At 64.2% G+C, this 21295-nt stretch carries 20 protein-coding genes; 7 read left to right on the top strand and 13 right to left on the bottom strand.

Annotated features, from left to right (window positions below; all coding sequences use genetic code 11):
- Nucleotides 1-87 precede the first annotated feature (87 nt).
- The 4 genes from HYG81_RS21080 to HYG81_RS21065 all read right to left on the bottom strand — a co-directional run bounded on the left by HYG81_RS21080 (nt 88) and on the right by HYG81_RS21065 (nt 2295).
- On the bottom strand, nt 88-252 hold the full coding sequence (locus HYG81_RS21080) for a helix-turn-helix domain-containing protein (protein WP_226376006.1): 165 nt from the start codon (nt 250-252) through the stop codon (nt 88-90).
- A gap of 58 nt (nt 253-310) precedes the next feature.
- Nucleotides 311-715 (bottom strand): DUF7344 domain-containing protein, encoded by a 405-nt coding sequence (locus HYG81_RS21075; protein ID WP_180841661.1) that lies wholly within the window; start codon nt 713-715, stop codon nt 311-313.
- A gap of 88 nt (nt 716-803) precedes the next feature.
- Nucleotides 804-1811, bottom strand: coding sequence for a TIGR04024 family LLM class F420-dependent oxidoreductase (locus HYG81_RS21070; protein ID WP_180841660.1), 1008 nt, complete (start codon nt 1809-1811; stop codon nt 804-806).
- Nucleotides 1812-1971: 160 nt separating this feature from the next.
- A complete protein-coding gene (locus HYG81_RS21065) occupies nt 1972-2295 on the bottom strand; it encodes a DUF8152 family protein (RefSeq protein ID WP_180841659.1) in 324 nt (107 codons plus the stop codon).
- Between the two features lie 95 nt (nt 2296-2390).
- Between HYG81_RS21065 and HYG81_RS21060 the strand changes: the two genes are divergently transcribed.
- Nucleotides 2391-3818, top strand: a complete 1428-nt coding sequence (locus HYG81_RS21060; RefSeq protein WP_180841658.1) for an FAD-binding oxidoreductase — start codon at nt 2391-2393, stop codon at nt 3816-3818.
- A 187-nt stretch (nt 3819-4005) separates the two neighbouring features.
- Entirely contained in the window at nt 4006-5553 is a 1548-nt protein-coding gene (locus HYG81_RS21055; RefSeq protein WP_180841657.1) for a TrkH family potassium uptake protein, read from the top strand.
- A 34-nt stretch (nt 5554-5587) separates the two neighbouring features.
- On the opposite strand, the gene HYG81_RS21050 is transcribed toward HYG81_RS21055, so the two are convergent.
- Nucleotides 5588-7279 (bottom strand): thiamine pyrophosphate-binding protein, encoded by a 1692-nt coding sequence (locus HYG81_RS21050; protein WP_180841656.1) that lies wholly within the window; start codon nt 7277-7279, stop codon nt 5588-5590.
- Between the two features lie 171 nt (nt 7280-7450).
- Here HYG81_RS21050 and HYG81_RS21045 point away from each other — a divergent pair, with 171 nt between their 5' ends.
- Entirely contained in the window at nt 7451-8311 is an 861-nt protein-coding gene (locus HYG81_RS21045; RefSeq protein ID WP_180841655.1) for a UbiA family prenyltransferase, read from the top strand.
- A 120-nt stretch (nt 8312-8431) separates the two neighbouring features.
- The gene (locus HYG81_RS45535; protein ID WP_180841654.1) at nt 8432-8629 is read left to right on the top strand and encodes a hypothetical protein; all 198 of its coding nucleotides are present in this window, start codon (nt 8432-8434) and stop codon (nt 8627-8629) included.
- A 647-nt stretch (nt 8630-9276) separates the two neighbouring features.
- Here HYG81_RS45535 and HYG81_RS21035 read toward each other — a convergent pair.
- The 4 genes from HYG81_RS21035 to HYG81_RS21020 form a co-directional block, all read right to left on the bottom strand.
- Complete coding sequence (locus tag HYG81_RS21035) at nt 9277-9552, bottom strand: hypothetical protein (RefSeq protein ID WP_226777512.1); 276 nt, start codon at nt 9550-9552, stop codon at nt 9277-9279.
- A 71-nt stretch (nt 9553-9623) separates the two neighbouring features.
- Nucleotides 9624-10802: a redox-regulated ATPase YchF gene (locus tag HYG81_RS21030; RefSeq protein ID WP_180841653.1), complete on the bottom strand. Its 1179-nt coding sequence runs from the start codon at nt 10800-10802 to the stop codon at nt 9624-9626.
- A gap of 95 nt (nt 10803-10897) precedes the next feature.
- The gene (locus HYG81_RS21025) at nt 10898-12019 is read right to left on the bottom strand and encodes a hypothetical protein (RefSeq protein ID WP_180841652.1); all 1122 of its coding nucleotides are present in this window, start codon (nt 12017-12019) and stop codon (nt 10898-10900) included.
- Between the two features lie 43 nt (nt 12020-12062).
- Nucleotides 12063-12794 carry a GNAT family N-acetyltransferase gene (locus tag HYG81_RS21020; RefSeq protein WP_180841651.1) on the bottom strand — a complete coding sequence of 244 codons (732 nt, stop codon included), beginning with the start codon at nt 12792-12794 and terminating at the stop codon, nt 12063-12065.
- A 226-nt stretch (nt 12795-13020) separates the two neighbouring features.
- Here HYG81_RS21020 and HYG81_RS21015 point away from each other — a divergent pair, with 226 nt between their 5' ends.
- Nucleotides 13021-13470, top strand: a complete 450-nt coding sequence (locus HYG81_RS21015) for a hypothetical protein (protein WP_180841650.1) — start codon at nt 13021-13023, stop codon at nt 13468-13470.
- 75 nt (nt 13471-13545) lie between these two features.
- Here HYG81_RS21015 and HYG81_RS21010 read toward each other — a convergent pair whose 3' ends face one another.
- From HYG81_RS21010 to HYG81_RS21000, 3 genes are all read right to left on the bottom strand, one after another.
- A complete protein-coding gene (locus HYG81_RS21010) occupies nt 13546-14115 on the bottom strand; it encodes a DUF7344 domain-containing protein (protein WP_180841649.1) in 570 nt (189 codons plus the stop codon).
- A gap of 137 nt (nt 14116-14252) precedes the next feature.
- Complete coding sequence (locus HYG81_RS21005; RefSeq protein ID WP_180841648.1) at nt 14253-14951, bottom strand: helix-turn-helix domain-containing protein; 699 nt, start codon at nt 14949-14951, stop codon at nt 14253-14255.
- A gap of 372 nt (nt 14952-15323) precedes the next feature.
- Nucleotides 15324-16247 carry an HhH-GPD family protein gene (locus tag HYG81_RS21000; protein WP_180841647.1) on the bottom strand — a complete coding sequence of 308 codons (924 nt, stop codon included), beginning with the start codon at nt 16245-16247 and terminating at the stop codon, nt 15324-15326.
- Nucleotides 16248-16417: 170 nt separating this feature from the next.
- Here HYG81_RS21000 and HYG81_RS20995 point away from each other — a divergent pair, with 170 nt between their 5' ends.
- Nucleotides 16418-16687 carry a hypothetical protein gene (locus tag HYG81_RS20995; protein WP_180841646.1) on the top strand — a complete coding sequence of 90 codons (270 nt, stop codon included), beginning with the start codon at nt 16418-16420 and terminating at the stop codon, nt 16685-16687.
- Nucleotides 16688-16770: 83 nt separating this feature from the next.
- Complete coding sequence (locus HYG81_RS20990; RefSeq protein ID WP_180841645.1) at nt 16771-17094, top strand: ribbon-helix-helix protein; 324 nt, start codon at nt 16771-16773, stop codon at nt 17092-17094.
- 433 nt (nt 17095-17527) lie between these two features.
- Here HYG81_RS20990 and HYG81_RS20985 read toward each other — a convergent pair whose 3' ends face one another.
- Nucleotides 17528-21286, bottom strand: a complete 3759-nt coding sequence (locus HYG81_RS20985) for a glycoside hydrolase family 97 N-terminal domain-containing protein (protein ID WP_180841644.1) — start codon at nt 21284-21286, stop codon at nt 17528-17530.
- Between the last annotated feature and the right edge of the window lie 9 nt (nt 21287-21295).

The raw sequence follows: 21295 nt of genomic DNA, 5'->3' as shown, positions 1-21295 counted from the left end.
AAGCCGATCGAGGACGACATCCTGGGGAAGTGCTCGGTACTTGCGGGGTTCGGTCTGCTGGATGTCGACGAGTCCGTCTCTGTGCAGTCATTCGACGGAGTCGTACACGCGAGAACGAGGGACGTCCGACAGCGTGTGGATCTCGGACGCGCTCGCTGTCTGGACGCGCGAGAGTGCGACGAAACAGCGGGCCTCATACTCAGTGAGGCCGAGGTCGTCGAGGAGCCGCACCGCCTGACTTTCGGTGGGCATACATGCCCATTTCTAGGGAATCGGACGGGTATACTACGGGCCTATTCATGCCGGGCCGCTATCGGGATTCCTGCGGGGGGCCGCGAACGGCCTCCTGCCGGGAGAGCAGCGCCCGTCCGCGATCGCGAAGCGTGACCGTCTCCGTCGCGGAATCGTAGTCGACGGCCTCCGCGGCCGCCAGTTTGGGAATCTGCGTGTGGTGGAGCGAGATCCGAACGGCCCGGCGGTCTCTCGCCGAGACGTCACCGTGATCCGAGATCGCGTTCGGCTCGGAGCCCGCCTCCTGTGCCGCGATCTCCACTGCGAGCTCCGTCAGTGTGGCGGAGCCGTCGCTCTCCTCGAGAGAGTCCAATATCGCACGGCGGCGTCGATTCGACAGCAGATCCATCGCCGTATCGACGGCGTCAGCACGTGAATCGCCAAATGCGGTGAGGCTCTCGGGTGAGTTCAGTAGCGGGATCATACTCCCACTAGGTGCCAGACGGTATTTATACAGCGTGTGAGTCCGATCGAAACACTCCCGCTGTTTCTCGAGACGAGGTCGGCACCGACTACGCGAGGTCGGCGACCGCTTCCATCGTCGTTCGCTTGTCGTCCTCGGTCATCCCATCGACGAATCCGACTCGAACGGCGTCGACACCCTCGATCTCGCTGTACGCCTCGACCCAGTCGCGGACCTCGTCGGGCGTGCCCGCGGGAGCGAGTTCGTCGAGAACGTCGTCGGGCAACGCGTCGGCCATCGCGTCCGTATTCCGGTCATCCCACGCGGCCCGGATCTCCTCGACGACGTCGGAATAGCCCTGCTCGGCGACCGAGTTCCCGTAGTAGGGCCCGTAGGCACCGAGCATGAACGCGATGGTGCTGCGAGCCTTCGCGCGTGCTTCCTCGCGGTCCTCGGCGGCGATCCCGCGGACGATGGGTGCCACCCGCAGGTCCGAGAGGTCCTTGTCGGCGAGGTCAGCACCGCGTTCCAGATCCTCGAGTCGGTCCCGGAGCCCGCCTTTCGTGAACAGTTGGGGCGCCCAGCCGTCGCCGAAGCGGCCGGCCATCTCGGTGGCTTTGGGGCCGAGGGTGCCGACGTCGATCGGCGGCGGGTTCTCGTGGGGGCCGCGCTCGTAACCCAGTCCGGAGATCTCGAAGATCTCGCCGTCGTACGAGGGATCGCCGTCGTCGGAGACCGCGCGCACGATCTCGATCACTTCGCGGGTCCGCCGGAGCGGCCGGTCGAACTCCTGTCCGTGCCAGCGCTCGGTGATCGCGGGCGAACTCGGACCGATCCCGAACCGAAATCGTCCGTCCGCAGCGTCCTGCATGGTGAGCGCAGTCTGGGCGAGCATCGACGGCGTTCGCCCGTACGGCGAGATCACGTCGTTGGAGATACCCAGTTCCTCGGTGCGGTCGGCCGCCAGCGTCAGCGGCGGGACGATGTTCCAGCCGGTCGTCTCGCCGACCGTGATCCGGTCGAAGCCGAGTTCTTCCGCCTGCACGGCGCGCTCGGCGACGCCCTGTGGCCGATCGTAGTCGCCGAGTCGCACCAGCAGGTCCAGTTCGGCGTTCACAGTGCTCCCCTCCGCGTCGGCGCTCGAGTCGCGCGTCGCAGTGTCATCACCGCACACCGCGGTATGCACTCACATAAAATTGTAGCGTTTCCGTCCAATCCGGGGCGAGAACGGGGGCGGTACGGACGGAGGTGGCGAGAACGGAGGCGACGAGCGGGAGTCACTCGTCGAGGATCTCTGCACACAGCCGCCGTGCCGTCTCGAGGTGATCGTCGGCTTCCTCATTGCCAGTCCGGTCGATTTCGGAAAGCAACCGCTGGATCTTCTCGACGCGCTCGAGCATTGTCTCGCTGTCGAGGTCACTCATCGCGACGTCGCGGGCGATCGCTTCGGCCTCCCCGAGCCAGCGATTGGCCCCGCGATCGATCGGTAACTCGGCGGTCGCCGCAAGGTGGTGGTGTAACTGTTGAGTCGTCTCGGAACGCGAGCCGTCGGCCGCACCACCGGTGTCCGAATCCGGTGGCGAGGATGTCTCATCGGTCATACTCAAGGGAACGACAGCGGGCTCCGTAGTGGTACCCTTCAACAGCCGTCGAAACAGTGGGAAACGTTGATACCGGTCGTGGCCAACGTGGGCGTATGACACACGACTGTTCGTTCCTCGAGGCGCTCGAGCTCGGGGACGGCCAGGTTTCGTTCGCGGACGGACGACGAGAATCACACGCAACGGACTTCGGAACGGCGCAAAAGGACGGTCGTGGCGTTCTCCCGGACGCCGTCGTCTGGCCCGAAGGGACGGCCGACGTTTCGGCGGTGCTCGCCGCGGCGACAGACCGCGGCGTTCCCGTGACCCCCTACGCCGCGGGAACGGGGCTCGAGGGGAACGCCGTCCCGACTCACGGCGGCATCAGCCTCGATCTCACGCGGATGGACGATGTCGTCGACTACCGGCCCGACGACGTCCAGATCGATGTCGGTCCGGGGCTCATCGGGTCGGACATCGACGAGCACGTTGCCGCCGACGGCCTCTTCTTCCCGCCGTTGCCCTCCTCGGGCGACATCTCGACCATCGGCGGGATGATCGCGACCGACGCCAGCGGCATGCAGACGGTTCGGTACGGCGAGGTCGCCGACTGGGTGCTCGGCCTCGAGGCGGTGCTCGCCGACGGCACGGTCGTCCAGACGGGGTCGCGGGCGATCAAGACCTCGAGCGGCTACAACCTGACCGATCTCATCGTCGGCAGCGAGGGAACGCTGGCCGTCGTCACCGAGGCGACGCTCGAACTCGCGGGCCGCCCCGAACAGATCCGCGGCGGCCGAGCGATCTTCGAGACGCTCGACGACGCGGCCGAGGCCGTCTTCGACGCGGTTCGGACCGACGTCGGCGTCGCCCGGATCGAACTCGTCGACGGGCTGAGCGCGACGATGGCCAACGAGTATCTCGGGAGCGAGCTCCCCGACGCGCCGATGGTCTTCCTCGAGTTTCACGCCAACCACGGCATCGAGGAAGAGATCGACCTCTGCCGGACGATCTTCGAGGATCACGACGTCGCCCGCTTCGAGATGAGCGACGACGATGACGAGATGGACGCTCTCTGGCAAGCGCGTCGGGAACTGGCCTACGCCGTCGTGAGCTACGATCCCGCCCTCGAGCCGCTTCACCCCGGTGACGTGACGGTGCCGATCAGTTCCTATCCCGCGGTCGTCCACGAGGCGAAGCGGCTGGCCGACGAGTACGACCTCCTCGTTCCCTGTTACGGTCACGCGGGCGACGGCAACCTTCACTACAGCGCCCTCGTCGATCCCGACGATCCCGAGCAGGTCGAACGCGGTGAGCGCCTCTCTCGAGAGATCGTGGAACTCGCGATCGAGCTGGGCGGGACCGCGACTGGCGAACACGGCATCGGCCAGGGCAAACGGGAATACCTCGAGCCCGAACACGGGGCCGGTGCGGTCGAGGCCATGCGAACTATCAAGCGGGCGCTTGATCCGACCGACACGCTCAATCCGGGGAAGCTATTCCCCGAAACGGCTGATGGCAAGCGGGTCCGCGATTCGGAGCAGTAACCCGCACTACGAACCCGTCGACACAGCGTGTTGTGAGCCACTCATCACTACATATTGGCAGCCAATCGTCACTGCACATTGTGAACCGGGTATAACGCAGTATTTATTGAGACTCAACTAATCCGAGTAGATACTCGCGTTCGGTCGCCATAGCGATGGTCCCTGATTCGGACGGAACTCGATACCTATGACACGCAGGATTCACGTCGATGTCCGCTCTAGTTGCAGTCTACTCGGCACAGTACTGAAATACCTCTCTCTGACGTTTCTGTTTCCGACCGTCGTCGCGCTGTACTATCGAGAGAGCCTGCTGCCGTTCCTCGTCGCACTCGTCGTCGCCGTCGCCGTTGGAACGGGGCTCGAGCGCCTCGAGCCCGATCCCACTCTCGAGCACCGCGAAGCGTTCCTGCTCGTCGCGCTGACGTGGCTCGTACTCCCGCTCGTCGGGATGATCCCGTATCTCGTCGCCGGGACGGGGACGATCGCAAACCCCGTCAACGCACTGTTCGAGAGCATGAGCGGGTTCACGACGACCGGCGCGACGGTCATGGGAGAAATCTCCGTCGAGACCCACTCGCGGTCGATCATGATATGGCGGCAGCTCACCCAGTGGCTCGGCGGGATGGGGATTCTCGTGCTCATGGTCGCGATCCTCTCGGAACTCTCCGTCGGCGGGACACAGATCATTCGAGAGGAAGCGCCGGGCATTCAGGTCGAGAAGCTCACCCCGCGGATCGAACAGACGGCGCGAGCACTCTGGCTGATCTACGTCTGGTTCACGCTCGCCGCCGTGCTCGTCTACTATGCCCTGCACCTCGCGGGGCTGGCCCCGAACATGACGTTTTACAACGCCGTCGCTCACGCGCTCACGTCGCTGCCGACCGGCGGGTTTTCGCCGGAGGGACGCAGCATCGAGGCCTTCGCACCGATCGTCCAGTGGGCGGTCATGCCCTTCATGATAATCGCTGGGACGAACTTCGCGCTCTACTGGTACGCCTGGCGCGGCCGTCCCGACCGCCTGACGAGCAACGCCGAGTTCCGATCGTATATCCTGTCGATGGGCGTCGTCGGTGCCCTCCTCTCGGTGCTGCTCTTCCTCGGGGTCGGCCTCGAGACGGTGCCGGAGAACGTCGCTGCGGTTCCGGGGAGCCTCGAGCGCTCGCTGCGCCACGGGCTCTTCCAGACGCTCGCGATCGTGACGACGACGGGTTACGCCAGCATGGACTTCAACACGTGGAGCGAGTCGACGCAGGTGATCCTCCTGTTCGCGATGTTCCTCGGCGGCTCCGCGGGCTCCGCGGCCGGATCGATCAAGATCATCCGCTGGTACGTCGTCGGGAAGTCAATTCAGCGAGAACTGTTCACGACCGTCCACCCGCAGGCGATCCGGCCAGTTCGGATGGGTGATACGGGCGACGTTATCGACGAGGAGGCGATTCACGGCATCTTCGTCTTCGTTCTCCTCTTTCTGGTGCTGTTCGTCGTCTCGACCGTCCTGCTCTTTCTCGATGCGCACCGAACATCCGACCTCTCGCTATCGGGGCTCGAGGCGATCAGCGCGACGATCGCGACGCTCGGGAACGTCGGCCCGGGCGTCGGCGTCGTCGGACCGATGAACAGCTACGAGCCCTTCTCGAACGCCGCGAAGCTGTACATGACCTTCCTCATGTGGATCGGTCGGCTCGAGATCCTCTCCGTCTTGGTCATCCTGACGCCGTCGTACTGGCGGTCGTAACGGCGGCCGAGAATCAGTCGTTCGACCGCCGGACTCAGTCGTGGACCAGTACGTCGAGCACGTCCGTTCCGTCGCGGGCCAGCGCGTCCTCGAGCGCACCTTCGATTTCGTCGGGCGTCTCGACGAGTTCGGCGCGCGCACCGTGACTCTCGGCGTTTTTCACCAGATCGACCGCGGGTTCGAAGTCCATCCCGACGAACTCGTAGTCGTCCTCCTCGCCGCCCATGATATTGAGCGTGTTGTCCTTCAGGATGCGGTAGTTGCGGTTGTCCGAGATGACGACCGTCAGGTCCAGATCGTAGCGGGCGGCGCTGTAGATCGAGTGTGGGTAGTACTGATAGGAGCCGTCCCCGATGAAGCCGACCACGTCGCTGGGGTCCTCTCGCTGGGCTTCCGCAACGGCGGCGCCGACCGCCGCCGGGAGGCCGTAGCCGAGGCCGCCGCCCTTGTTCGAGATGTACTGTTCGGGCGCGAGGTCCCAGCGGGTCAGCATCGCGTACTTCGAGGTGACGCCCTCGTCGACGATGGCGGCGTCGCCGGCCACGCGCTCCATGGCGTCGACCAGCTCCGCCTTCGAGGCGCGCGGATCGTCCTCCACGTTGCCTTCGCCGTAGCCGGCCATCTTCTCCTCGGCCAGGGCTTTGATCTCGGCGACCGCCTCGAGCCGATCCGCCACGATGTCGTCCGAGAGTTTCCCCTGAACGCGCTCGGTGATCCCCTGCATGACGAGCCCCGGATCGCCGATCACGGCGGCGTCAGCGGGCTGGTTCTTCCCGATCTGCCACGTGTCGTCGCTGAGGTGGAGACAGGTTGTGTCGGGATCGACTAACGCCTCCTCGTGACGGGTCAGCGTCGTGTTCGTCGAACAGCCAGCGAAGAGTATCGTGTCGGTGTCCAGTAGCATCGCGGCGAGCCCTTCGTTGGTCGGCAGGTAGGACACCCACTGGTCGTGGTCGGTGGGGAAGTCGACCTCGCAGGAGAGGATCTCGCCGTGGACGCGAGCGCCCGTCGCCTCCGCGAGTTCGACCGCCGCGGCGACGGCGTCGGCACCCGAACGGGCCACGTGGTCGCCGACGACCAGCACCGGATCGTCGGCCTCGGCGAGCAGGTCGGCCGCGCGCTCGAGTTGAGCGGGATCGCCGCTTCCTGCGTTGGGAATCGGACCCAGTCGTTCCGGCTCGGCGTCGGTTTCGGCCAGCATCACGTCGAGGGGCAGTCCGAGGAAGACGGGGCCGGTCGGGGGCGTCATCGCGACGCGGAAGGCTCGGCGGAGCATCGTCGGCAGCGCCGCGACGTCCAGTACTTCGTCGGACCACTTGCAGAACTGCTCGGCCATGTCGACCAGATCGCCCGAGAGGATTGGCTCCTCGTGGCGGAAGTCGGTGCTGTGGTTCCCCGCCGTCACGACAAGCGGCGCGCCGGCAATCTTGGCCGCGTAGAGGTTGCCCAGGCCGTGCGCTAATCCGGGTGCGATGTGGAGATTCGCCACGCCGACCGGAGTGATCGAGTCGTCGTGATGGGCGTGATACCGCCGCCGCTGAGCGTAGCCACCGGCCATCCCGACCGCGATATCCTCGTGGAGCCCGAGCCTGTACTCGAGGTCGCTTCGACTGATCGCGTCCATGATCGGCAGTTCGGTCGTCCCCGGATTACCGAAGACGTAATCGACGTCGTATGACTCGAGCGCGTCAGTGAAGAGATCCGCTCCGGTGTATTCGTTCGTCATGCTCCCTCGTGGTACGGCAACTCACATCAAATTGTGTGTTCCAGCGGGTCGAACGTCGCGTCTCGGACGCCGGTTTTCGTGTTCCGGACGCCAGTTTTTGCGTTCGGACGGCAGTTCCAACGCGTTCGTCTCCGGCCTAGGTATTATACATCGGTTCGTTGTCGCACGCATATGGCCTTCGCGAGGGACGGCACCGGGATCGATGCGACCGCTCGAGCGCTTTGGTCGCAGGTCCATCCCGTTTTTATGACACCGCCGCTGGCCGCGTCGCTGTTCGGCGCGATCCTTGCTGGGAGTGTCGATCCGTTGCTCGCAGCGATCCACGTCATCGCGATGTTCGCGGCGGTGTATACGGCCCACGTGAAAGACGGCTACGTCGACTTCCACCTCCGGGGCGAGGACGACGACCATCCGTTGACTGCCTCGGGGTGTCAAATCGCGCTCGTTCTCTCGACTGCGGTCTTTTTGCTGTGTAGCGTGCTACTCGCCGTTCTCGTCGACGTACTGGCGTTCGTGCTGGTCGTTCCGACCTGGGTGATCGCCTACCATCACGCGCCACAGCTCGATATGAATCCCGTGACGGCGACGACCGGCTACCCGCTCGGCATCTCGCTCTCCGTGCTCGGGGGATTCTACGTGCAGGCCGCGACGATCACGGCCGTTCCGCTCGGCTTCGCGATCGTCTTCCTCACGCTCCTCTCGGGGATCAAGGTGATCGACGATGCGCAGGACTACGCGTATGACCGGTCGATCGAGAAACGGACTGTCGCGGTCTCGGTCGGTCCCGACCGTGCGTACGGCGTCGCATACGGGCTGATGACTGTCGCACTCCTGGTCGTAGTCGCCTTCGCCATCGCTCGCCTCTTCCCCCTCACGTCCCTCCTCGCGGTGCTCGCGTTCGCCGCGGTCGCCGGGGTCGCGCGACGGGCGGACCCCGAACTCGCGACCATGTTACTCATCCGCGGCTCGTACGTCTTCCTCGCCGTCCTCGTTGCGGCCGTCCGGTTCGACCCCGTTGGGCAACTCGTCTGAGGGTGTCGGCTGGTCTGCGACGTCGATTGACGGACAGCGGACCGGTGTCTCGAGCCGATCCTACAGCGATCGGCGGTGTCCACACCGGGGACAGTACATGCTCCCGTCTTTGATGAGCATATGGCTCTCCCCACAGTGCCCACACAGGCCGCCGACCGAGACGCCGACTTCTCGAGCGAGCGCGGCGACCGTATTCTGCAGTTGCTGCTGTCGACGCTCCGTCGCATCCAGGCGATCCGCGAGAACGGCCAACTGATCCGAGGGTTCGGGTTCGCGACGTGGGCGGGGAACGCGGGTGGAACGGGGCGTCATGGGTGAGGTAGAACGCCAGTGAGCAAAAGCTCATCTCTACGCGACAGCCCTCGTGAGACTCCTAGCGGCTGGCTACCGGCTCTCGGGTGAGATTTATGTTCCGAACTCGAGGAGAGATATTAAAACCCGTCCATCAGCGTCCCTCTGCAGGAGCGATAGCGGCCGCTCACGGGTATTAGAGAGACGGGGTAGGTCAGTCAACAGAGCCTCACGTGGAAACCACGCGGGCTGAAAGGTGCTGCCTGACCGTGCCGCCTACCACCTTTTCTTGGCTATCGCTACAAAAGGCCTCCGGTACTCAGATCCGGCAGAGGTGGGGCGTTACGGGATATCGTTTCGATTACAGATACTGAGTCCTCCCAGTGTACACACCTCCTGAATTTCAATCTACTCTCGTCTGACTCTCGCGGTGACTATCGGCACTTATCAGTCGATGCGCAACGGTCGCACTAGTCCAATACAGGCGTCTATAACAGATAGATCACCATCAAACGGTCCGGTTTCTCCGTCATCTTTTACGAGAAATCGAGGGGAAAACTTCGCCGTTCACAGCGGGGATGAAGTCGACACCAAGGCGACAATTGCCGGACGTACTGGATCACTGTTTCTGAAACAGATCCCAATCGAAAAGAGGAGTCCCAGTTCGGACGGACCTAACAGTCTTCCTCACCGGGGACGACTCGAATGTGACCGCTTATGGAATCCTCGCCGATGCTCACCGTCCACTCGTATTCGCCCACAGGCAGGTCGAAAATCGCATACGTCTGTCTGTATCCGCGAGGCTCGAATTCGAGCGACCACTTCTCCAGTACGTCGCCGACTTCGAAGATTCGCTCGCCTTCGACGGCCTCGTAACTGTAGTTCGTGACACCGATATTGAAGCTGCTCGGTGCTGCAGCGTGCTCATCGCAAGCCGAAGCGCCTCGCACTGATCCACGGCTTGACGGAAACGTACCAGTCGAGGAGGTGCAGAACTAGATAGTGCCTGTATTCGGAACCATCAGTTGGTACTCACGATCTTGATCACGTCACCTTCCTCGAGTTCGTACTCCTCGCTGATCTCGCGATTCGACTTCGCGTTCACCGCGTGCAGGTAGCCGTCGCCGATGTCGGAGTGGACGGTGTAAGCGAGGTCGACCGGAGTCGATTCGTCGGGTAAGAGGAAGGCGTCTGGCAGGACGTTGCCGCTGCCGTCGGACCACTTCGAGGCGTCTTCGACCGGATAGGCGGTGAGGTGGTCGAGCAGGTCGTAGACCGCGTAGTCGAGCGCCGTCTGGACGCCGGTGCCGCCCCACTCGGCCATGGTGTCCGCGAGCCCCTCGAGCGCCTCGCGCTGGGCGTCGTTGACGTCGTCGCCGATTTCGATCGTCTCATCGCCGGGGTCGTACTCGATCAATCCGTTGTCGGCGGCCCGGCGAAGCGCGAGTTCGCCCTCTGCGGTGGTGGGAATCACCGGCTTGTCCAGATCGAGCAGGCGTTCGACGTTCTCTTCGGGAGCAATATCGATCTTGTTCGCCGCGACGACGATCGGCTTGGTCCGCTGGCGGACGTCGCGCGCGAGCGCCTCGCGGTGTTCGTCCTCCCACTGGATCGGGTCGTCGGGGTAGTCCAGATCGCGGAGGACGATCGCGATCTGCTTTGGCGACGCGCCGAAGCCCGAGAGCATGTCCGCCAGCACGTCGTCGATATCGAAATCGGGCGAACGGGACTTGCGCTCGACTGACTCCCAGTTGTTTTCGACGATGCCGGCCAGCCAGAGGTCCATCTCCTCCTCGATGAAGTCGATGTCCTCGAGCGGGTCGTGATCGCCGATATCGACGGGCTCGCCCTTCTCGTTGGTCCCGCCGGAGGCGTCGACGACGTTGACGATCACGTCCGCGTTCGTGAGTTCGTCGAGGAACTGGTTGCCCAGTCCCTTCCCCTCGTGAGCGCCGGGGACGAGTCCTGCCACGTCGAGGAGTTCGATCGGAACGTAGCGCTTGCCATCCTCGCAGTTGTCCGCGTTACAGCGTTCGTCGCGCTCGAGGCAGGGGCACTCGGTCCGGACGTAACTCACCCCGCGGTTGGCGTCGATCGTCGTGAACGGGTAGTTGGCGACGTCTACCTCCGCCATCGTCGCCGCCGTGTAGAACGTTGACTTGCCGGCGTTCGGTTTCCCGGCAAGTGCAATCGAAAGCATGCCTTTCGGTAGCGCCGTCCGGAGGAATTGTCTTTCGATTCGACCGACCTCGCCGACCGCTCGACCCGCCGAGCGGCCGACAGTCTCCCCGAGCGCTATCTCGTCCCCGGTTCGAACGACTCGAGCAGCACCGCCGCTTCGCGGACGCCCTCTTCGAAGACGGCGTGGTCGGACGCCGAGACGCGACCGGTACGACGGTCCCAGTCGACGGCTCGAATCTCCGCCAGTTCGGGCAACGTCGCGTGTCGCAGTCCGACCGCAACGGCATCGGCCGAGTCGTCTACGTGATACGAGACGGCGCTGGCGAGAGCCTCGACCGATCGCTCCGCACCGTCCCACTCGTGGTACAAGACCGCGAGGGCGATGCGGGCACGCTCGCGCCGGAGGACGCCGAGGACCGTCTCGGCCGTCGACGGAACGGCCGCGACGGCGTCGACGCCGGGATCCCGCGCCGCCGTCGGCGACTTGAGCGAGTCGTGCGAGCCGACGGGATCGGCCGACACATCGCGGACGGACGCCTCGAACGCGTCGGGGAAGGTACCGTCGACCGCGGTCCGTTCGGACGGTTCCACGGGTCGCGCGGGAGCGCCGGCCCGTCCGAGCGGATCGACGTCGGTCCAGAGCGGGGTCGTCGTCTCAGGTATCGCCGGCACGTCGCTCTGCGACTCGAGCGCGGTCGACGGGAGCGCAGTGGTCGTCGTCGATTCGTTCGACGCAGTGGCCGTCGCCGTCGAGTCGGATGGGTCAGTCGGTGCCGACAGCGCGACACCGGCCGCTCTCGGCGGTCCGCTCGAGCCGATCGACTCGTCTGGCAGCTCACGCACGGCGCTCACGAAGCCGGTCGCACCGCCGACGCCGGCCAGCGTCGTCGTCAGCCCCAGCGGGTCACGGATCGCACTGCTCTCGAGGGCGACGTATCCCGTCAGCCAGAGCGCGAGCACGCAGGCGAGAACGATCCCGACCGACACCTTCGTCACGGCCCGCCAGCGATCGGCCGACGAGACGTTTCGATCGGCCAGCCAGTAGCCGCCGGTGGCCAGTCCGGTCGGGACGAGCAACGAGACGAACAGTTCGTACGCGACGACCGGCCGGGCGGCCGGCGTGCCGAGCGTCTGGACGATGCCGGCGATCGAGAGAACGAGTCCCATCCCGACGATGGCCGCCGTCGATTCCCCCCAGCCCTCGGGCTCGAACCGCACGGGGGTATCGTATCGCATACCCTTCCGTTTCGGGGACGGTTACATAAATCGAACTGTCAACTCAGAGTTCGACAGCCATCATTATCTCGTCGACGTAATGACCGTTGAGTTTGTAATGGTCCTCGCGCACTGCTTCGGTCTCCCAGTTGTGTTCCTCGAGAAAGGCGATCGCCTCCTCGTTGGTCGAGGGGACACTCTGGTAGACCTTCTCGTAGCCGTTGGAGCCGGCCCACTCGAGACCGCGCGAGAGGAGATGTGAACCGATTCCGTGAGCGCGGTACTCCTCCAGGACGCCGACGGTGAGTTCGGCGGTGTGGCTCAGCTTCTCTAACTCCGGCGCGTGGAGGTGGACCCAGCCGACGACCTCGTCGTCGACCGTGGCGACGAAGAACATCCGCGACTGGAGTTCGTTGTGGCGGAGTAACGCGTTCTCGTGATCGATTTCGTCGGCGACGCTTTCCGCCTCGATATACGTCTTCTCCTCGGCGACCTGGCGGATCGCCCCGACGATCCCCGTCAGATCCTCCTGTCGCGCCGGCCGGATGTGGAACTCGAGCGCTTCGGAGACGTACTCCTCCTCTGCACCTGCGTCGATCGTAACTCGAAGCGTCCCCTCTTCCTCCTCGATTCGGCCGTCTCGTTTGAGGATCGCGACGTGATGGCGGAATCCGCCGGGATCGAGGCCCAGCCGGTCTCGCGTCTCCTCCGGATCGACCGCGCCGCGGCGCTCGACGTACTCGTATATCTCTTTTCGGTCAGCGTGGCCGAACTCGAGCGTTTCTGCTGATTCCATGCTATGCGGTACCACGAGACAATACTTAACTGTTGGCCGACCGATTCGGTTCCGACCGGACACTAGCCCTAGACTGACGGACGATCCGATTCGGGACGCGATCGGACCTTAAGACGGCAACTGGTACAGCCGGAGGACCTTCCATCGACGGTTCGTCGACTCGAGTGCGCGAGATGTGCACCTCATCCCGGCTGACGGGTCCTCACAGCCTACATCTCGCGTTCCTATGATCGGCTCTACTCTGGTGGTTGCTGGTTGTGCGCTTGCCCTCGCGGTCGCGGTCGGACTGGTGGCCCACGAGTGGGCACACGCGACGGTTCTTCGACTCGCACACGTCGAGTACTCCGTCTCCTATCTTCCCGGCCGTCCCGACGGACTCGTCGCGCTAGTGACGACCCGTCCGTGGGCCGCCGTCTACCCCCGACCGACCGGGACCGAATCTCCCTGGGCGTTGCGCCTTGCCGCACTCGCACCCGCCCTCCTCGCGATCCCCGCCTTCGGGCTGGCGTTCGCTGGCTACGTGACGAGCGACACGCCGATCATCGCCGCCGCGACTATCGGCTGGCTCGCCTGTGCGCTCCCCAGCCCGCAGGACTTTTCGGTCGCGTTCCACACCTCCGAGCTCCTCGAGCGGTCCCGCGAAACGAATGCGATCGCCCCCTCCCGCGCCGATTGACGGTCGTCGTTCGGCTATCGTGTTCGAAGAGCACTGGAGCGCTATCGGCGGAACGTGTCTGCCGAAACGGTATCGTTATCGATGGAATGCATCGGTCGACCACGCGTGTGCACCCGTTACGACGGTGAACGCGACGAGCACGAGTCCCGCCCCGACGAGTCCGGAAACCGGAACGATCCCCGCTGCGATCGCCCCGAGAAATAGCCCGCAAAGGGTGATCGTCACCGCGTACCGTCGCGGCCACCGTTCGGACGACTGGGTCCGATACGGTGGCTCGAGATAGGGCTGCAGCCGTGCCACGAGCGGCGTCGGCTCGACCCAACCGCGGTCTTTATCGTAGTTGACGATTCCGTGATTGTCGAGTTTCGGCAGGTGTGACTGATACAGCGAGATGTAAACCCGCTGGCGCTCGTCGGAACTCAGGTTTTCGACGGCCGTCTCTTGCTCCCAGGCGGCGACCTGTTCGGCGAGGTCGCGCAACCGCACCCGCCCACCCTCCTCGTGCAGGTATCGGAGCACGTCCCGACGGCGCTTCGTCTGTAGAAGATGGTAAATATCGTCGAGTGAGAGGTCAGACGGATCGTCGATGACAGCAGATGCGTGCGGTGATTCACTGACGCCATCCGTCTGGCTGCGTTCGAACACTCGGGTTCACGGCCAACAGTATTCCTGTCCAACAGATAAATCTACGCACTCGTTCATTCGTGAGACAGATCGCTCGGCGACAGCGTGTGGGTCATCCGACGGATCGGGTTCAAGCGCGGTCGAGCCGGCGGACCGGCTCAGGGATCGATCGCCATCGGTGCGGTTCGCTCGGACAGTTCCGCACTGACGAGCGCCGCGTGACTTCGCCTGAGTCGCTCCGAGAGCGCCTGATGCGAGATGTCGAGCTCCGCAGCCAGCTCCTTGAGCGTTACTCCCCTCGGGACGTCGAAGTAGCCGAGTTCGTGAGCCTTGCAGATCGTCTCGTATTGGGTTTCGGTCAGAGGTGTCTGTGCGCTCGCGAGATCGTCGATGCCGCTGATTCGAGTGACGGCGACCTGATACTCGTATTGCTCGAACAACTCGTGACAGGTCGACACCGATTTTCGATCGTCGAACAGTAACTTCAGCATCCACCGTCCGTCAGCGCCCCGAGCCGTCAGGATCGCCCCGTCGGTCTCGGTGACGATCTGTTTGAATAGCTTCACGCCGTCTCCGAACTCGAGTCGGAACAGCCACTGGTCGTTCTGGCCGGTCGCGGCTCCGTCTTCCGTCGCGGGCTCTTCGTCTCCGTCGGCCACGCGCGTGATCACTTCGACCGACGGATCCGCCTCGAGTGCCTGCTCGATCGTCTCGCGATCCGGGCCGTTGGTCCAGACGAGCGGTGACGAGCCACCGATCATTCCGCCGACCTGAAACTCGAACGTCGATACGCGATCGAACGTCCGAGCGAATCCGAGCCGCGCAGCCGGAACCTCGAGTTCGACGACTGTGGTCATCACCAAAGTCCACCACGATGACGTATAGACGGGTTTGGTTTCCGGTAGCCTTTCCCGCCACCCAATCCCGATGACTGTCGCAATCGCCGAACTATTCCACTGAGTAGTCGTTGCTGAGAGAGACGGATGCAATAGTCGCCTTTCCAATAGCAGCTCTCGTCTCGCGAGACGAGAATTGTCTGCTCGATTCCAACGTCCTATGACAATAAAACGTCAAACGGCATCGAAGCGGATTCCGAGCGTGTTCTCAGTTCCTGTAACTCTCGGTCAGGTACAAGTAGGATCGTAACATCCTTTCGACTGGCCAAAGACCAAAATTTGGCTGACAGGGAATGCAGGCTGCTCGGCGTTTTGTCTCGATGTGTGACTGTTCTAGCGGCGGAGCCGTGCAATAGGTACATCACCGTCACGGTCGAGTTCGACCAGCCCGTCCGATTCGAGATCAGCCAAAATGCCCTCGAGCCACTCACGGCCGTACTCGCCGTCGGGAGTGTAGTCGACGCGAATACGGTGGCCCAGCGGGTCTATCTCGAGTTCGTCGTACTCTCGGAGGGTGCCGATGACGCGGCCGCGGAACTGGCGGCGACTCCCCTCGAAACTCGGCTGCGTGGGTACGTCGGGCGCGGTGAAGTCGCCACTGGCGTAGGCCCCACACCACTCCCGCCACGGACAACCCGCTTCGTCACAGTGTGGCGTCTGCTCGCAGGCCATCCCACCCAGTTCCATGATCGCGTTGTTCCAGACTCGAGACCGACCGTCGGGCATGAGTTCGTTCGCGGCCTCCTCGAAGGCCGCATCGTCGTCCGGCACGTCGAAGGCGCGGTAGAGGACGCGTTTGACGTTCGTGTCGACGACGGCATCGCCGTTGTTGAAGGCGAAGCTCGCGACCGCGTTGGCCGTATACGGACCGACGCCCATCAGTTCCTGCAGTTCCTCGGGGGTTTCGGGGAAGTCGCCGTCGTACTCCTCTTGAACCTGCCCAGCGGCCTCGTGGAGATACTTCGCCCGGTTGTTGTACCCCAGACTGTGGTCCGTCCAAAAGCCCACGACGTCGGCACGATCGGCGTCGGCCAGCTCGGCGGTCGTCGGCCAGCGCTCGAGGAACGCCTCCCAGGCCTCGACGACGCGGCCGAGCTGGGTCTGCTGGCTCATCACCTCGCTGACGAGGATTTCGTAGGGATCATCGGTCCGCCGCCACGGGAAGTCGCGGTGGTCGTCCTCGTACCACCCGATCAGCGCCTCGCGAACGGCCGCCGGGTCGTCGGGCAACGCCCACTCCTGGGCCCCTGCTGTCATCGACGGGGGTTACACCGTCGGCTGTAAGTCAGTGTCGCAATTCACCGACGCTCTTGACGGATCTACAACCGATCACAGTCGACGGTCGCGAGAAGCGATGGAGTAGCGACGAGGAGTCGAAGCCGGAATTACCTGTATATTTTTCTCCAGAGAGTCGATAGTTCATAATCATGAATTCGCAGTCGCTCGGCCCGACACTGATCGGTGTCGGATTCGCAGTAATCGTCGTCCCGTTCGTCGTCATGTTCTTCCTGGCGATCGGTCCCGTCGGATGGCTGCTCATCGGCGGGTCGATCATCGTGGTCGGGATCGCGGTCTCTCTGCGAGAGGCCCCCAGTTACGACGATGGTGACCACCTCGAGCGGACCAACTGTGCCGACTGCGGTGCGCGGATCGATGCCGACGCCGATACCTGCGAACACTGCGGAGCCGTCCGCTGAGCGAGCGCGGCAGCCCGGGACGCCGTTTCTTCGTTCGGAGTGACCACGAAAGGTCTATCCGGCGCGCTCGAGTTCCCTCCCCTATGAGCCTCGACGATCTCACCGACGAAGTGACGGACTCGTATACCGGTATCGGCGACGACCTCACCGTCTCGCTCGATCGCGAAACGCGCAACGAACTCGCCTTGCTCGAGACCGCTCTCGAGCCCGAGGAGACGGACGAACTGGTCCGTCGGGCGATTCACATGCTCTTTCAGTCGACCGTCGATACCGGCAAACTGGATTTCCAGCTGCGATCGGCATACGACGTAACCTATGACGAGTATCTTTCGGGCATGACATTCGAGGAAATGACCGGTGCGGATCAGTATCCGTCGATGGACGACGAGCGACGATATCAGTTCTAGCGGCTACGAGCTCACTGACGACTCGCCGGTAAAACACCACGGTTCGCTGTCGGTTCGATTGTGGTAGTCGTATGCATTCTAGTTTCACGGCATAATTCAACCCTCATAATAGGCGAGCTTATCAGTGTTCAGTTCCTCGAGTCGCACATGGCAATCAGCAAACATTCACTCGAATCCGAATACCACTGTCCGGAATGTGCGGGATCGCTCTCTGCTCAGTACGAATCACTCACCTGTGACGACTGCGGCTACACGCCGCGTCACGGTGCCGATTAAACGAACCCCCCGTTGAATCGTTTCGATTACGACCGTTCTCGAGGTGCGTTCGTCGCTACTCCGTTCTTTCTGAGACGATGAGAGGAAGATCCGCGCGTCGCGGTCGGGTGCGGGCCCTCACCGTTTCCCACTTCGGGTTCACGCGACCGAGTTTCGATTAGGCGTCGCTCAGCGGGACGAACGGGAGCGTCGCCCGCTCGTCCGTCGAGTAGGCCAGCGCCTCGGACTGGGTGACGCCCGCAGGCGTCACCAGATCCATCACGCGCGGTGCGTTCTCGGCCGCACCGGAGACAGCACCGCCGAACACGTACGCTTCGGCGTCTTCAGCGACGGGACGGAGTGCGCCCCGATCCTCGGATTGGACCATCGCCACGACTTCCAGTTCCGAGATATCGGTCCCGCCGAACGCCGCCCGATCGACGGCGAGCGTCACGGTGTTCGCGTCGGTGTCCACGACGTCCCGGACCGCGATCTCGCTACCGTCGGCGTCGGTCAGCGAGTTCCCCCCGGCGTCGACCCCGCTCTTCGTGAAGCCGCTGACCTCAAGGCGGTAGTGCCACGCCGACTCGAAGTCGGCGGCCAGCCCGAGATCGCCGACTTCGGACGTCGCGCCACCGTCCGCGTTCGGATCGCGGAGCCACAGTACGAACATGTGTGGCGAGAAGCCGCGATCGCTTCCGAAGGCGTTGTTCAGGGTCTCGACCGCGAAGGTGAACTGGACCCTGCTCGCGGTCCGAGTCACCTCGAACGACCGGAGGTCGAAGACGCCGTCCGCGAACGCGTCGGCGGTCGGATACGCGTACTCTCCGGGACCGCGGTCGTCACCGCTCGGATCGGTAATCGACGCGACTGTTTCCGGCGGCGTTACCGTTACCGTTCGGCTGGCGAGGGGCTCCCCCTCGAGCGTCCGGACGGTCACCTCGTAGGTTCCCGCTTCGTCGATCGTCGCACCGAACGCGAACGTTCCCTCGTTCGTTCCCGGTCCGAACCGGACGTTCTCGAGCGCGACGACGTCGCCGTCGACGACGAGTTCCACGTTCGTTCCGCCGATGTAGTCACTGTCGTTGGAGCCGGTTGCAGCGACGAACGGCTCCCGCACGAACGTCTCCGCATCGATCGACACGTCGATGTCCTGCGAGGGCCGCTCGTAGTCTGGGAGCGTCTCGAGGTCCTCCCGCGTCGCCGGGCGGAGCCGAACGGCGGTGCCGCCCGAGCCGACCGTCGATGCCAGCAGCGTCGTCGAGTCGTCGACGACGGCCTCGTCGATGCGAACGGCCTCGAGTTCGTCGTCGTAGCCGGCGTCGATGCCGTCGGAGTAGATCTCGGCGACGTACTTGCCTTTCGCGTGGCCCTTTCCGTGACCGTTTCCGCGGCCCGTTTCGTGATCTCGGCCCCGTTCATGTCCCCTCTCCGTTTCCTTCTCGTGGCCGCGCCGTCGACCGGGTGCGGACTCGAGGAAGTCGAGCGGCACCTCGAGCGCGCGGCCGTGCTCGTCGGTCATCGCGCCGACGTACCACTCCTCGCCGCTCTGCCGGGCGGTGACCATGTACTCGCCGATCGAGGAGTCGATAACTCGCGTCTCGTCCCACCCCGCTGCCGGGACGTCCTCGATGAACTGGAACGCGGGGACGGTCGGCCCGGTGATCGGCGGCTCCTCGGGTTCGGGCATCGACGCGCCTTGTTCCGTGACGGTGATCGAATCGAGGTTGAAGCCGCCGGTGTCCTCGTCGGTTAGCGCGAGGGAGAGTTCGGTATCGCCGGACTCGAGCGAGACGGCCGTCGCCGTCGCGGTCCAGACGTCCCAGTAGTCCGTTCCGGGGATCGATAGCTGCTCGATCGGCTCCCCGTCGACCCGGAGTGTGGCCATCGCGTCGACGCCCTCGGCGAGCCCGTTGTCGGCCTCGTAGTTAGCGACCCGGAGGTGGACGTCGTACTCGCCGGCGTCGGCGCCCTCGAGGGTCCAGCTGACCGTCGCACCGCTGTCGGCGCTGGTGGCGTCGAACGGAACGTACGCCTCGCCCTGTGCATTGGCCCACTCGGACTGCGTAACGAAGCCGTCCAGTTCGGCGTGTTGGGCCTGGGCGACCTCGCCGATCTCGAGAGTGGCGGGGCGGTCGGCCAGGTACGAACTCGGCAGGTCGGCGACCATCTGGAGCCCGCTGAAGTAGGTCGGGTACATCGCGAGCTGTTTGGCCCGCGTGGTCTCGATGCCGCCGGAGCCGGAGTCCGTGTCGAAGATGCCCGGCGTGTATTCGACGGGGCCGCCGAGCATACGCGTGAACGGAAATGTCACGTGATGGCTGGGGCTGACGTCGCCGAACGCGTCGTACTCCTGTCCCTTCACGCCCTCGCGAGTCATCAGGTTGGGATAGGTTCGGCGGCGACCCGTCGGGTGGATCGGCTCGTGAACGTCGAGCATCTGCCGATTCGCCGCCGCCGTCTCCGCGACCAGCGTGTGGTGGTTGACCAGCACCTGATTGTGGTGGCTGTACCCTTCCCCGGCGAGATTCCCGCTGTCGGCGACGTAGCCGTTCTTGATCGTCCGGATGCCGAGGTCGTCGTACAGACCGAACGCCTCCTCGAGTTGTGACTCGTAGTTCCGGAAGTCCCCCGCCGTCTCGTTGTGCATCGTCATCTGCGTCGGCGGCTCGAGGCTCGCGCCGTAGCTCGTCACCCCCTCGAGATCGAAGTCGGGATACGACTCCGTGAAGTTGAGGTCGCTCCCGTCGCCCGGGTAGCTCGACCAGCCCTGGTTCCAGCCTTCCACGAGCACGCCGGAAATGCCGTGCTCGCTCGCGAAGTCCATGTACTGCTTCGCCCGGCCGGTCTGTGCGCCGTGGTTGCCGGTCTGGGGACCCTGGTACTCCCAGTCGGCGCGGCCGGTGATCATCAGCCACCAGACGCCGATGAACCTCTGGGGCTCGATCCAGTCGACGCCCTGCGTGAAGACGTCGTCGCTGTAGTCCTCGTTGAGGTTGACGATGAGGTTCGATTCGACGAGATCTCCTGGCCGCCTGCCGAGTTGAATCGTCCGCCACGGCGTCAGGTGGGGCGCGGACGCCGACACCTTCGTCCCGTCGGGAAGCGGCGCAAGCGTCGACTCGAAGGCGGTCTCACCGCCCTCCCGCGGCGCGATCGCTAGCGACGCGTAGTCGTCGAGGTTCGCCTCGTGGACGCTGACGTAGTGATCGTCGTCGGTCCGCATCGTCATCGGCGTGTGGACGCCGTCGAACTCGCCGCCCAGGTCCGACTCGAGCGTCGGTTCGATCTCGCTCAGCGACGTCTCCTCGTACTCGACCTCGAAATTGTTGTAGTCGTTGGGGATCCACCACGACTCGTAGTCGTCGGCGAAAGAGTACTCGGTCCGCTCGGCGGTGATGACGAACTGCTCGCCGAAGCGCTCGTCGAAGAGGAACCGGAACCCGACCCCGTCGTCGAACACCCGAATCTCGAGGGTGCCGCCCCTGCCCGGGTCCGCGGTCTCCTCGAGACCGAGTCGGAGTTCGGTGTATTGCTCCTCGATCTCGTCGTACCGGTCCCAGACCGGTTCCCAGGTGGTATCGACCCGATTCAACTCGCTCCCCGTGACCTCGAGGTCGGCCGCGTTACTGCCGACGCCGAAGGCCGGCTGATTCCGGAACTCGAACCCGAGTCGCGAGGCGTCGATGACGGTCGTCCCCTCGAACGAGACGCTGTACGTCGGCGTTCCGTCGTCGACGTCGATGCTGAGGGTCACGCTCCCGCCCGGTGATGACACCGTCTGCGTCGTCGAGTCATCGCCCTCGTCGACCGGCGAAGCAGTCTCCGCGGAAACGTTCAGCGAGTAGGCCGTCGCCGCGAACAGCGATGCCATGCCGCCGAGCAGTCCGCGCCGTCGATATCGTCCGAATGTTTGGTGTGATCTTTCATCAACCATACTCACTCG

It is taken from the genome of Natrinema zhouii, from assembly GCF_013456555.2.
Taxonomy (GTDB): Archaea; Halobacteriota; Halobacteria; order Halobacteriales; family Natrialbaceae; genus Natrinema; species Natrinema zhouii.
This window is presented reverse-complemented; position numbering and strand designations above follow the sequence as displayed.

What these genes read in the sequence shown, in the direction of transcription:
- HYG81_RS21080 (WP_226376006.1), bottom strand. Translation starts at nt 252, where the DNA reads ATGCCCACCGAAAGTCAGGCGGTGCGGCTCCTCGACGACCTCGGCCTC.
- HYG81_RS21075 (WP_180841661.1), bottom strand. Translation starts at nt 715, where the DNA reads ATGATCCCGCTACTGAACTCACCCGAGAGCCTCACCGCATTTGGCGAT.
- HYG81_RS21065 (WP_180841659.1), bottom strand. Translation starts at nt 2,295, where the DNA reads ATGACCGATGAGACATCCTCGCCACCGGATTCGGACACCGGTGGTGCG.
- HYG81_RS21060 (WP_180841658.1), top strand. Translation starts at nt 2,391, where the DNA reads ATGACACACGACTGTTCGTTCCTCGAGGCGCTCGAGCTCGGGGACGGC.
- HYG81_RS21055 (WP_180841657.1), top strand. Translation starts at nt 4,006, where the DNA reads ATGACACGCAGGATTCACGTCGATGTCCGCTCTAGTTGCAGTCTACTC.
- HYG81_RS21050 (WP_180841656.1), bottom strand. Translation starts at nt 7,279, where the DNA reads ATGACGAACGAATACACCGGAGCGGATCTCTTCACTGACGCGCTCGAG.
- HYG81_RS21045 (WP_180841655.1), top strand. Translation starts at nt 7,451, where the DNA reads ATGGCCTTCGCGAGGGACGGCACCGGGATCGATGCGACCGCTCGAGCG.
- HYG81_RS45535 (WP_180841654.1), top strand. Translation starts at nt 8,432, where the DNA reads ATGGCTCTCCCCACAGTGCCCACACAGGCCGCCGACCGAGACGCCGAC.
- HYG81_RS21030 (WP_180841653.1), bottom strand. Translation starts at nt 10,802, where the DNA reads ATGCTTTCGATTGCACTTGCCGGGAAACCGAACGCCGGCAAGTCAACG.
- HYG81_RS21025 (WP_180841652.1), bottom strand. Translation starts at nt 12,019, where the DNA reads ATGCGATACGATACCCCCGTGCGGTTCGAGCCCGAGGGCTGGGGGGAA.
- HYG81_RS21020 (WP_180841651.1), bottom strand. Translation starts at nt 12,794, where the DNA reads ATGGAATCAGCAGAAACGCTCGAGTTCGGCCACGCTGACCGAAAAGAG.
- HYG81_RS21015 (WP_180841650.1), top strand. Translation starts at nt 13,021, where the DNA reads ATGATCGGCTCTACTCTGGTGGTTGCTGGTTGTGCGCTTGCCCTCGCG.
- HYG81_RS21005 (WP_180841648.1), bottom strand. Translation starts at nt 14,951, where the DNA reads ATGACCACAGTCGTCGAACTCGAGGTTCCGGCTGCGCGGCTCGGATTC.
- HYG81_RS21000 (WP_180841647.1), bottom strand. Translation starts at nt 16,247, where the DNA reads ATGACAGCAGGGGCCCAGGAGTGGGCGTTGCCCGACGACCCGGCGGCC.
- HYG81_RS20995 (WP_180841646.1), top strand. Translation starts at nt 16,418, where the DNA reads ATGAATTCGCAGTCGCTCGGCCCGACACTGATCGGTGTCGGATTCGCA.
- HYG81_RS20990 (WP_180841645.1), top strand. Translation starts at nt 16,771, where the DNA reads ATGAGCCTCGACGATCTCACCGACGAAGTGACGGACTCGTATACCGGT.
- HYG81_RS20985 (WP_180841644.1), bottom strand. Translation starts at nt 21,286, where the DNA reads ATGGTTGATGAAAGATCACACCAAACATTCGGACGATATCGACGGCGC.